Consider the following 12,560-nt stretch of genomic DNA (forward strand, 5'->3'; position numbering starts at 1 on the left):
CTAACCTCACGATGGTCACGCTATTCCTCTTCACCCCATATGTCGGGGTCGACTCCCATCACGGTTTTAAGTCCGTAGTACTCAGCAAGAAGCTGATTTATCCAATAGGTATCACCGTCGGTATCATCGGTGACATCACAGTTGTATGCTGCAGTATATCTGTTCCTGAACTGCGGATAAAGCATCGGAATATCCACATCCTCACAGCCCTCGGCTGCCTTCTCTTCAAGATAACTGTATCTCTCCTGCATCAGTCTGTTTATTCGTGCCAGGTTGGCACCGCACTCAATATAAGTAAAGGCCATATATATAAGCATTGCAGCTACTATTCCAAGCTTCATAGTCTCCAAGATCACATATCTTATTGATTCGGCATCCTCCTTTCCGGGATCTATATTTGCATATCCCTGAACCAGAGCAACAATAAGGAATATCCCGGGTGCAAAGAACACTCTATCCTGAGGCGTAGCCGTAAGAACCAGGCAGTAGGAAGTAGTAAAGAAAATGAATGTGAACAAAAGCATCTCTTTCATTTCTTCAAAGCGTTTTCCCTGAACCCACAGAAAGATCAAAAGAATAGCAAGTGCGATCAAAAGCACCATAAATTCTTCCTTTAAAACAAGCGTGATCTTTAGTGATCTTGCGGCTATAGCCATTATGCCTTCATGCTTTTCTTCCATGTACTGCATTCTGATCCTGTTACCGGGAGCCAGAACCATGAAAGCAAGCCCTGTAGCGCATCCTATAACAGCAGATATGGTCCATACGAAAACTCTCCTGTAGTAGCAGATAAGAATGATCATTAAAAGCAGCAACCCGCCGCTTGTATTCTCATTGCACCATCCGGATATGAGTCCCAATATGAAAAATCCAAGGGTTTTCTTTAATCCCGTGGCATTTTCACCGGAAATACTCTTTCTGTAAGCTCTGCGGAAAGCAGTCACCATGGCCATTACAATCGTAGTTGTAAAAAGGTAGTTACATGCACCATCTTCCCAAAGTACCGTCTCACCAAAGGATATGCCAAAGAGCCAAATCAGAAGCACTCCCAGTGCATAATTCTTAACGTTATACCGCATCTTGCTATCGATATTCAGATATACCAAAACAGTGAGAAGTGTAAATACCGCTGCTGCTATGAGATTGAAAAAGGCCCTTCCGCCAAGTGTATGCATATCAATATACATGCATACCCTGAGCATAAAATGGGCAACAGAGCGACCTATCCATGTCATATACTGATTATATTCCTGCGCAAACAGGTCGAAAAAGCTACCGGCTCTTCCAACCTCCCTGCTATATGGCAGATCATCCATGAGCATGGGTGTCAGCGTCTCATAGATAAAAATGGTCACAAAGCAGACTATAACTGAAAAAATGAACAGTCTTTTTCTTGTGTTTTCCTCTCTAATCATAAGCTCTTCCATTGTCCGTAAAGTTTCATATACAGATCAGGGCTAAGTGAAAATATAAATACCTTGATCTTATATCCAAAAGAAAGTCGTCCATATGCGCCCGAAGTTTCTTTGGCGTTGTCGATCATCCCGGAGGCCCTTGTGACAACTTCTTCTTTCATGGCCATAAGCATAGCTCTGTCCTTATTTTCACTCATATTAAGGATTTTCGCAAATTTGCCTACTACCAAAAGAGCAGCCATTATCTTTATAACAGAAAGGCGTCTTACCGTTTCAACCGATACCTCAGGAGTCATGGTGACAAGCAGCTCTCCTGCTCTCTCCCAGCAGATTATCTGATCCATATAAGAAGGCGTAAATGTCTTCAACATAGCTCCGTCATCATTAAGATTATAGTGATATCCGTTGCCCTCTATGCAACTTACGCATTTCCTGTCGCCTAAGGCAATAAGAAACTCCATAAAAAACAACATATCCTCACCGATGGTAATCCCCTCGGGAAAACGTATATGGTCTCCATTGATTATGAGATCCATTCTTCTAAAGAGTTTTCCCCATACATGTGTGTCTTCACAGAGAAGTCCGTCCTCAAGATATCGGCGCCCTGTAATGACATCATCTGTTACTATTTTCCCATCCATGATAACAAGTGCTGCATCGTTATCAATCGCACACTCCAAAAGGTCGGATATATAGGTCTCTGATACAGTATCGTCTGCGTCAACAAAAGCGATATATCTTCCGCTGGCATTCTCAAGTCCGAGATTCCTTGCTTTAGACACACCGCCGTTTTTAACATGAATTACCTTGATATAAGCATATTCTGATGATAATCTGTCGCAGATTTCCGCAGTTTTGTCTGATGAACCGTCATCGATTATGATTACCTCCATGAATGATCCGGAATGAGCAAGACAGGCCGAAACCTTTAAAGACACCTTCTGATTGCACACTGACAAGACACATTCTTCAATGTGATCCTGTGCATTATAAGCAGGAATTATAATGCTGATTAGTGGTAATGCCATGTAATTGTTCATAAAAGTGCCCCCGCTGTGACTCTGTCAAAGCTCTTTATTATCATCCTCGTAATAATCACCACCGGCGCTATAGGATGCTTCATACAAAAATAAATCAGCTTATTTGATTTCTCCGATACTGAAACCGGTGTATTTTTTATTAATGCTGCTATAGGATCCGTAGCGAAAATATCACGAGCCTTATTTATCAATCCGGGTACATCTGCCCTGAGCAGGTTTTTCATCACAACGAACAAAAGCCTTACATACTCCCTGTCCATCTGCTCCTTCCAGTTGCCGACGCCCTTGTCCTTCATAATTCCGGAAAAGGTTTCATAATTCAGTCTGAGGTTATCAAGAAGCCCGTCATCAAAGCCGTGGGCCATTGAATCGACCACGGTTCTGTAATGATAGAAAAATCCATCATTCACAACAGTAAGCCTGTCTACGTCAAGCAGGCATGGGAGCATAATATTTACGTCCTCTGCCATTCTGATGTCATAATTCAAATATACCATGTTATCCAGAATAAGCTTACGGGTTATGAGCTTCATACACCTGGACATTATCACAGGTCTGTTCTCCTCACCAAGGAGCCTTGACCTGATATCCTTAAGCTCATGCCCTGCGTATGTGCCGGAAGCAATAGGATGAGAAACCTTACGTCTCTCATTCTTTTTCTCGATGATATAATTGCTGCTGATTATCTCTGTAATCCCGGACTGCGCTAGTCCCTCATCTGCATATTCAAGGAGACTCTCTATCATATCCGTGTCGACCCAGTCGTCGCCGTCAATAAACATGACGTAATGTCCGGTTGCTTCCTTAACTCCGGTGCTCCAGGCAGACATAAGACCGCCGTTTGCTTTGTGAATAACACGGATTCTCTCATCCCTTGAAGCATATTCATCACAGAGCTTCTCACTTCCATCACTGGCCCCGTCATCCACAAGAATGATCTCTATGTCTTTATAGGTTTGATCTATAACGCTTTCTATGCAGTTGCTAATGTAATCCCGGATGTTGTATACAGGGATTATGACACTGACTAATTTTTCCGGCATGAAGTACCCCTCATCCGTCAGCTTCGCTGACACCTTCTCTCTGTGAACACCATCTTCCCAGAGAGAAGGCTATGTTTTGTTATCTCTTAGTGTGCTCCTCTTCCAAAAAGTACTACCCCGACAGTCTTTATAAGTATTCTTATGTCAAGCGAAAGTGACCAGTTATCAATATACTGAAGGTCGAGCTTAACAACATCATCAAAATCCTCAATATCACTTCTGCCGCTGACCTGCCACATTCCTGTAAGTCCGGGTGTCATGCTGATTCTTCTGCGGTAGTACTGATTATACTTCTCGAATTCATCCTCGGTGGGTGGTCTTGTTCCCACAAGGCTCATATCTCCCTTAAATATATTCAGAAACTGCGGAAGCTCGTCTATACTGGTCTTTCTTATAAACGCACCAACCTTGGTGATTCTGGGATCATCCTTCATCTTAAACATGAGACCGTTCATCTCATTCTGATCTTCAAGCTTTTTCTTAATCTCCTCGGCGTCAGTTCTCATGCTTCTGAATTTGTAGATCTTGAATCTTCTACCATTCCTGCCTATTCTCACCTGTGAGAAGAATATAGGGCCGGGATCATCAATCCAGATTGCAAGAGCCACAAAAGGAGTGACAATAGCTGTTATCAAAAGTCCGAAAAGCGACCCTATTATATCCATCAGACGCTTTATCATGAGCGCTCTGTATCTCTCTGTTCCGTGAATATATGAAATAACTGAATATGTACCGATATTGCCCACAGAGGTACTTCCCGCAATGTTAGGAAGTTCTACGCAGTAATGTACCGTAACACCCATATCTCCGAATGCCGCAATAGTCTCATTGAGCGCCTTCTGGCTGATGTTAGGAGTGTAGATAAAGATCTCATCCACTGCAAGAGAGGTTACAACATCAATAAGATTCTCCCTATTGGCGATAACCTTAACTCCCCTGATCTCATCGCCTTCCATATCCTCATCAAGACAAACTGCGCCCTCTATTGAATAGTTGAACTCCAGTCTGTGCTGAAGGTGTCTGATGGTAGGCATCATTATCTCTTTTTCGGAAACCACAAGAAGCTTGATGGCTGCATCTCCGCTCTTCCAATACTGCTTCAGGACAAGCTTCAAAAGCTGATGTAATACCAGCATCAATGCTGAATTGATAATGATGAAATATAGCATTACTAGACGTGAGAAAGGCTGCGCAAGCTGCAGAGCATAAGCGATGGCGATTGTTCCAAGAATTAGCACAAACTCAGACTTAAAAACAACCGTGCCCTCTTTCCACACCGTGCGCTTTAAAAATCCTCTGTTGGAATCAATAGCAAAGGTATAGACTGTGCATACCAGAACCATAACAATACACACATAAAAGTGTAATGCCTTATCCTCCATGTCCCTGAAATTCAGGAAACGGATATAGGTGGCAAGCACAAAAGAAACAACTATGGATACAATATCAGCTATCCATAGTATGTAATTTATCAGATACTTTGTTTTTCCCTGCACGATTTTCCTCCCATATATCGCCAAGCAGATATACCCCGGCTATGGGAAGCAGATAATTCCTCCCGATAAATGAAGAAACGAAGCTCGCTTCTACCAGAGTAAATAAGCTGATAGAGATTAACATGATCATCACCCCAAAATCTCTATTCAGATATAAGCGATATATTAAAAATAATACAACTAACAATATAAGGACAGCAGGTATTATTCCATACCAGTAAAACAGTCTGACCCATCCCATATCAAAGAATGAGTTTCCACTGAATTCATCCCCAAAAAGACTCCAGGTCTCAAGTGCCCCCTTATGCAGCTTAGTATCGTAATAAAGAGACTGTATGCGACCGGTTAATATCCTGTCCAATTTATAGTAAAACGGATATTCCTCATCTCTTGCAAATTTACTTATACTTGCAGCCCATACAGACACAGCCACTAAAGCTCCTATAAACAATGCTCCGAACATGTATAAAAGCTTTGACTCCTTAAGCACATCAAACTGATATACCAAAAATGCCAGTACTATAGTAAAAACCGTAAGCATAATTCCTGTCCTTGAACCTGTTACAAAATACACAAGTACGTTGAGGACAAGGATAATAGTCATTATAACATTTCTTTTGGTCTTATCATAATCTCTGATAAGATATATGAACAGCACAGTAATGGAAAAGATTACACTCTGCAGAGTGTTCGGATGTCCAAAGCCAAAGGTATATCTGACCTCGGAACCTGCCTCTCTTCCAAAATCATCTATAAGCTTTACATCGCCCGCTATACCAAGTACCGAAGCTCCTGCAATCACAAGGCTTCCGATAAGGGTCACCGCAAAAAAATAGCGAAGCATTTTCTTAAGATCCGCATCCTTACAAGCTACCACAAAGAGGGAAAACCTCAAAAGATCATTATTCCCTGTGATCTTATACCCTAAAACGCTGACTGCCACGGCAATGCCGATGAATATCCATTGCTTTACCGAATACCTCGTAAGCAGCACTGCAAATACCGTAAAAACGAAGCTGACACGAAATACAAGCTTAGGGCTTGAAAGAGGAAGCACGCTCCTCTCATAGATCATCAAAAGAAGCTCAATGGTAAGTGCCGCATATAAACATATATTACGTAGCTTTGTGATAAACGATCTTTCCATCAAGACTGGTCTCCACGATCTTTTCATCTCTGACCTCATAGATCATGTCGCACTTTTCAATGGTGTTAAGTCTATGGGCGATTATTATCATTGTCTTCTTGCCGTGGAAGCTGTTGATAGCCTCCATAACCGCTGCCTCTGTTTCATTGTCGAGAGCGCTTGTCGCTTCATCAAATACAAGGATCTCAGGATTGTGATAAAGCGCCCTGGCGATACCTATACGCTGTCTCTGGCCGCCGGAAAGTCTCACACCTCTGTCTCCGATCTTGGTATCAAGTCCCTCCGGAAGACTCTTAATGAATTCCGATAGCTGAGCCTCTTCACAAACTTTCCAGATTCGTTCTTCATCTATCTCGCTCGCATCAATACCAAATGCAATATTATCTCTTATTGACTCGTCGATCAGGTAAATGCTCTGCGGAATGTATCCGATCTGAGCAAGCCATGACTCATAATTACTGAAAATGTTTTGTCCATCACAGAGTATCTCACCCTTTTGTGCATGCAAAAGTCCAAGAAGGATATCCACAACTGTGGACTTTCCTGCTCCGGATGAGCCCATGATACCTACGGATTTTCCCTTCGGTATCACCATATCTGCGCCATTAAAGATGTTCTTATCGGAATCGGGATAAGCAAAGGTTATGTCCTTAAGCTCAATCCTGTCGTTAAGTTCAAGAGCAGGTCCTGCGATGGCACTTCTCTCAGCAGCCATCTTTTTATCAGACTTCATGGACTCGGAAAGATTATTAAACACAAAGTCCAAAGCAGGCATCTCATAAGCGATCTCTGTAACATAGGTATTTATACGTGTGGCACTGGGGATAAGTCTGACCGCAGCAACAGCAAATACAGTAAGTTGAGCCGCCAAAACCTTGGTATCTCCACCGCTTGATATAAACCAGATCATAAACCCGAAAATTGAAACCATGAATACTGTCTCAATAAGGGATCTTGGCGTGTTGTTGAGGAATGTATATCTTATGTCAGTCTCTGCACCAATCTTACCTGACTCATAGTAATTTCTTATAAAGAAATCCTCGCGGTTTAATACCTTAACTTCCTTTAAGCCATAGATTGCCTGAATTCTCCACTTGGCAATTCTTGATGCAATGGACTGGTTTTTCCTTCCAATATCATTCATTCTGGGCTTTAGAACCTTTGTGATAATAATCGTCATACCGCCTAGTACAACCATGATAAGAAGCGCCATCTTCCAGTTTTGATAAATAAGGAAAATGCCCAGGCATGTTGAAACAACCAGCTCTGTACAAAGATTAAGAAGGGCCAGCATAAGTGAAAAGGTCTTGGGGATATCTCCATCCGTTATTCGAAATACAGTCGGAATATCTGCTCCAAGATAATCCTCGTAGGGCCTGTTCAAAAACTCCCTCATTACGCGGGAAATCATATCGTTACGTGTTTTAGAGATAAAGCTGTTCTGAACATATACCAATATCAAAAGATATATGTTTTTAACTATGTAGATCGCGATCAGGAGTACCAATATCGCACATATAAGCTTGGCATTGGTATCAAGACCGAGAATCTGTGGCATCCTGTTCACAATAGGAACATTCTCGATCTTTTTAAATACCTCTTCGGGATCAAGAATAACCTCTGCAACAGGAGCCAGCATTCCTACTCCCAGGGTCTCGAAAAGACCGCCGATAATTATCATGATTCCCAGAACTACCAGCATTCTTTTCTGTTTTTTATCAAAAATATAATTGATCTTAGAAAGAAGATTAAGGCTCTCAGCCCTGTTCTCCTTCGGATTACTTAAACTCATAAAACTTCCTTTATCAGATACGCGTCATGCGATCAGTGTATATATCATCCATGGGCTTGGTGTTAAGCCACTTTTTAGGCACGATTACCGTCTTCTCCGGTGAATCATTCATCCATGCACTCCACCAGCTATAGCTTGAGTTTGCAAGAATATGATGCTTGCAAAGACTCATAAGAAGAAGATCAGCCGCATCATCGTTTTCCTCACGGGTATCCACTATGCGGAACTTCTTGCCGGATACATTTTTCTCGCACCACTCCTTATCGCTTGTGAATACATAGAAAATAGCATCCGGATGCTTCTGAACCATTGTGTCAATTGCCCGTTTATAATAATCGGTGTCACAGATTCCGCCAAAGGTCTCAACAGTTCCCGGAAGAAGATAATCTCCTCTTCTCACATGGATACTCACAGACTCTGTCTCACGAATCTGTCTGAAAAGCTCCCAGCTCTCCTCAGAAGTAAACACTTCATCAGGCATAAGAACAAACTCCTTGCGAAGCTGCGCGAGAACATTCTGATCCTTAAAGTACTTGTCACTTTGGAAATATCCATTAAGATAGGCATCTTCAAACTCGAAAACCGCCGGGTCGAAAATTCCGGTCTCCTCTATGTATTCCTTGGATTTTCTGCCAAACAGTTTTCTTCTGATCCTGCTGAAAATATCAAGATGAGAATCGGTTATATCAATAACCTCGGCATCCGTAGCCTTGTCGTAGGTGATGCCATACATCTCTTCTAGAACCGGATCTCTCTGGGGATCATCCCTGAATCCGTATACATCATCAATCTTAACTTCTTTACCCAGAGCCTTGAGCTGAAGGTAAAGAGCATACTGAAACATCTGGTTCCCCAGACCACCCATCATTCTTATTATTATCATTTTTCCCCCCATACCTTTTTATTATGTAAAATCATGCTGTTTAAATGTAAAAATGATCGTAGATGAAGCGATGCTCCAAAAATTTCTGCATTCGCTTTTTCTCCTTTGGATCCGCGATCCTGCTTTCATAAATTTTGTCAAAGGAGTCTCTCGCATCCATAATGCATGAAACAATATCCGGAAGATATTTATCCTTATCCCCTGTTTTATCGCGCTTTGCCTCCGAATAGTAATCAAGAAGCTGTTTATACATCAGATAATCCTGGGAATAGCAAAGATCCTCTCTGCCAATGCTGTTTAGATACGCTTTTGCACTTTTGAGTGAAGGGATCCATTCGGAAAAAATGCAGAAAAATCCCTCCTGTGTTTTGAGACCATCCTTTCTGTCTATTATATAATGATAAAGCGGTGTGTCAATTAACACAGCCTCTCCCGCATCATTAAGAACATGGAGCGTGAACAGCTTATCCTCATGGAAAAAAACAGCAGGAAAATCATTCCCCGCCAAAAGGCTCTTATGATAAAGCTTATTCCACACCATGCTTCCTGCAGGAAGATCCTCTGATTCCTCAACACATGCTGTAATCAGCTCGTCCTTGTCTACAATCCTTAAAGGATTGGCCCTCATGTTTTCAGTAAGCCTATGAAACTTTACGGGATCATCCTCGCCATTTTCAAAATAATGACATATTGCAAGCCTGCATCCAGATTCCAATATGGCACTCATCATGTATTCATAGGCGTATTTTTCAACGTAATCGTCACCATCCAAAAAGGCAACATAATCACCCTTTGCCATATCCTTCAGGTAGTTCCTGGCATTCCCGGGACCCTGATTACTCTGATGCACCACTCTGATCCTTGAATCCTGAGTTGTGTAATAGTCACAGATGTGGCCGGTTCTGTCTCTTGAACCATCATCTAATATAAGAATCTCCAGGTTTGTATATGTCTGCGCCATTACAGAATCTATGCATCTGGCTATATATTTTTCCATGTTATAACAGCTGATCGCTACTGTAATTAGCGGCTGCTGCTTTGGCTCTATTCCTTTGAAATAGAAGTGACTTATGTCCTTCATATATAAATCCTCATTTGATCAGTGAATTGTAATCAAAGCTATTTAAGAGCATTGCCTCCTCAGCAAGATATCTGTCTGCATTTTCCTTTGTTATTCTGTCAGATACAGAAAAGATATCCGTGTTTTCATAGCCCTTTTCATATTCCATTATAAGATCCATGATCATGCAGTTCACATTGTAATCGTAGTGTGCCTGATCTCTGTATCTGTCCAGGTCTGCGGTTATTTCAGTATGTGTCGTGAAGCTGTAGATGTGAATATTCTCACACTCCAGCATCTGCTCTATGGCCTGTGCCTTGAATGTCCTGATATTATCCAAAACGCCCTGCTCATAAAGATCACCCCAATAAGCCATGGAGTAAGGCGGGAAGAAATATAAAAAGGTGGTCTCAGGATGCATTCTTGCAAGTGCCACAACATTCTGCTCGATGTTTTCCGATAGCATCAGCATGTCTTCTCCTGAGGGAAGGTAATATTCTTCAGGCTCCTTAAAGCTTTTTCTCCCCAAAAGAACCCTGTCCTTTCCGTATATGTTGTTACCATCAGTATAACTGTACTCATCAAAGCTTGTATATCCCGGATTTTTGCCCTGAAAATATCCGATGACCGCTGGAAGCGCATAGCGCACCACAACATCCTTATTGAGAAGATATTTCACATCGTCCCATATGATATCGTTGGTTAGCCAGTAAGGGTATTCGCCCATGTCATCCCTGAGCTCGTCCTTATCCCTTACAAGAAGCGAATAATCAAGCGGTCTGAGAACATATCTTGGATGGTGACCGCTCTTGAAGGCCACCTCAAGGTTGTCGTTTATTTCCTTGTAAGTTGCCCCGGAGTAAGGCACCTTTATGGCATTTACGCTCAGCCCCTCATTAAACTGTGAAACGCTAAAGTTCTCAGCCATTGAGGTTCCCGTGATTATGGCATCATAGTCGAATTTTCTGGTAATGCCGTCATTTTGGGATCGCTGGTCGTATAGCTTATAAAACAGCTTCTTATTGGGCGCTCTGTAATGAAAAAAGGGGTCCACAAAAAACACCAGTCCTGCGATCAGGATCAGTGATGAAATTGTCAGTATTAAGATGGAGAAAAACCATTTTTTGGATGTCATAGGGCCTCAAAAATTAAAATATAAAAATGTTGAAATTGAGCTCATTGAAACGATGCACACCACAAGCAATACCCAGGTAAAGGCAAGGGATAATGCATTCGTTTTGTACTCTCTCTCGTAGTTGTTTTTACAGCAAAGGCAAACGATAAGTGCCGCGGCCATAGCAATGCCGCACCCTGTAAGGAGCACATTTAAATCCTCGGAGGGGAGTCTCAAAAAGGACAGAACATATCTGAATCTTGGAATTCTAAAGGTCTCCACAAGCTCAGATCTTACATCCAGATTAAGCACGAAAAGGCGCTTTAATATCTGAATCCACTGGCTTACACTGTCTGCCCTGAAAAGAAGCCACAGCACGTTTATAATTCCAAAGGTCAAAGTCCAGCTTACGGCTTTTATCACTGCTGCGAGCACCCTTCCAAGGGGACCCTTCTTAACAGAATCACACGCACGGACATAGCCTTCATGGGTGAGCTTATTAATGCACTGGAAGAAGCCGTGGAAGACACCCCAAAGGATGAACGTCCAGTTTGCTCCATGCCAGATACCGCTTACAAGGAAAACGATGAAAGTATTTATATAAGTTCTCACCTTACCCTTGCGGTTTCCTCCAAGAGGAATATAGACATAATTCGTAAGGAATCTGGTGAGCGTCATGTGCCAGCGCTTCCAGAAGTCAGCAATTGATATAGCCTTATAGGGCGAGTTGAAGTTCATGGGTATATCCAGGTTGAACATTGCACCAAGGCCCGTAGCCATATCGCTGTAGCCGCTAAAGTCAAAATATATCTGGAAGGTATAGGACAGCATCACTATGATGATCTCCGGTCTAGTGAGTGCTCCCTCTCCCACAGGGATAAGAGCAGCCTGTGAAAAGCCGAAGTCCACCGCTCTTCCGAACATATCCGCAATCAGCATCTTTTTACCGAGACCTCTTGTAAAGAGCATGATTCCCCGGCAAAGATTATCAAAGTTTACCCTGTGCTTTTTTTCATCACGAAACTGCGGAATGAGTTCTGAATGAAGAACTATGGGACCTGCCACCAACTGCGGGAAATAGGACACAAAAAGGGCATATTCCAGGAAAGAATAATCCCCCGTCTCACCTCTGTATGAATCCACAATAAAGGATATCTGCTGGAAGGTAAAAAAGCTTATACCAAGAGGCAGTACAATATGCTTTAAATTAAACCCTGTCCTGAAAACAGCATTAATGTTCTCGATAAAGAAGTCGTAATACTTAAAGTAGAAAATTAGTCCTATATTGAATAATAAGCCTGCAATGAGGCAGACTTTTTTTCTTACATTTGCAGAACCTTCCTCTGATCCCTTGGTTGCCATAGCTCTGGACAAAAGGAAATTCACTATTATACTGCTGCAGATTATCGCAAGATAATAAGGGTTGAAGTATCCATAAAACCAAAGTGACATGACAAGAAGCGAGCCATAGGCAAGCTTTCTTTTCCCAAGATCATGAAACAGGAAGTACAGGATCAGAGACAGCGGTAAAAAGCACAGTATGAAAATATATGAATTAAACTGCATCCAC

10 protein-coding genes are annotated in these 12,560 nt (G+C 42.1%); all 10 read right to left on the reverse strand.

Annotation, left to right across the window (positions count from 1 at the left end):
* Positions 1-20 precede the first annotated feature (20 nt).
* The gene (locus G586_RS0118835) at positions 21-1,415 is read right to left on the reverse strand and encodes a DUF3329 domain-containing protein (RefSeq protein WP_026528951.1); all 1,395 of its coding nucleotides are present in this window, start codon (positions 1,413-1,415) and stop codon (positions 21-23) included.
* The gene (locus G586_RS0118840) at positions 1,412-2,455 is read right to left on the reverse strand and encodes a glycosyltransferase family 2 protein (RefSeq protein WP_026528952.1); all 1,044 of its coding nucleotides are present in this window, start codon (positions 2,453-2,455) and stop codon (positions 1,412-1,414) included. The genes G586_RS0118835 and G586_RS0118840 overlap by 4 nt, the downstream gene beginning before the upstream one ends.
* On the reverse strand, positions 2,452-3,498 hold the full coding sequence (locus tag G586_RS25330; protein ID WP_026528953.1) for a glycosyltransferase family 2 protein: 1,047 nt from the start codon (positions 3,496-3,498) through the stop codon (positions 2,452-2,454). Before G586_RS25330 ends, G586_RS0118840 begins: the two co-directional genes overlap by 4 nt.
* 86 nt (positions 3,499-3,584) lie before the next feature.
* The gene (locus tag G586_RS0118850; protein WP_051204929.1) at positions 3,585-4,994 is read right to left on the reverse strand and encodes a sugar transferase; all 1,410 of its coding nucleotides are present in this window, start codon (positions 4,992-4,994) and stop codon (positions 3,585-3,587) included.
* On the reverse strand, positions 4,945-6,141 hold the full coding sequence (locus G586_RS0118855; RefSeq protein ID WP_026528955.1) for a hypothetical protein: 1,197 nt from the start codon (positions 6,139-6,141) through the stop codon (positions 4,945-4,947). The genes G586_RS0118850 and G586_RS0118855 overlap by 50 nt, the downstream gene beginning before the upstream one ends.
* Positions 6,110-7,933 (reverse strand): ABC transporter ATP-binding protein, encoded by a 1,824-nt coding sequence (locus tag G586_RS0118860; RefSeq protein ID WP_026528956.1) that lies wholly within the window; start codon positions 7,931-7,933, stop codon positions 6,110-6,112. Before G586_RS0118860 ends, G586_RS0118855 begins: the two co-directional genes overlap by 32 nt.
* Positions 7,934-7,946: 13 nt before the next feature.
* Positions 7,947-8,816, reverse strand: a complete 870-nt coding sequence (locus tag G586_RS0118865) for an alpha-1,2-fucosyltransferase (RefSeq protein WP_051204930.1) — start codon at positions 8,814-8,816, stop codon at positions 7,947-7,949.
* A 40-nt stretch (positions 8,817-8,856) separates the two neighbouring features.
* Positions 8,857-9,897: a glycosyltransferase family 2 protein gene (locus tag G586_RS0118870; protein ID WP_026528958.1), complete on the reverse strand. Its 1,041-nt coding sequence runs from the start codon at positions 9,895-9,897 to the stop codon at positions 8,857-8,859.
* A 10-nt stretch (positions 9,898-9,907) separates the two neighbouring features.
* The gene (locus tag G586_RS0118875; protein WP_026528959.1) at positions 9,908-11,011 is read right to left on the reverse strand and encodes a hypothetical protein; all 1,104 of its coding nucleotides are present in this window, start codon (positions 11,009-11,011) and stop codon (positions 9,908-9,910) included.
* A 6-nt stretch (positions 11,012-11,017) separates the two neighbouring features.
* Entirely contained in the window at positions 11,018-12,556 is a 1,539-nt protein-coding gene (locus G586_RS0118880; protein WP_026528960.1) for an MBOAT family O-acyltransferase, read from the reverse strand.
* Positions 12,557-12,560: the final 4 nt, after the last annotated feature.

Source organism: Butyrivibrio sp. VCD2006, assembly GCF_000423925.1.
In the GTDB taxonomy this organism is placed as follows: domain Bacteria; phylum Bacillota; class Clostridia; order Lachnospirales; family Lachnospiraceae; genus Butyrivibrio.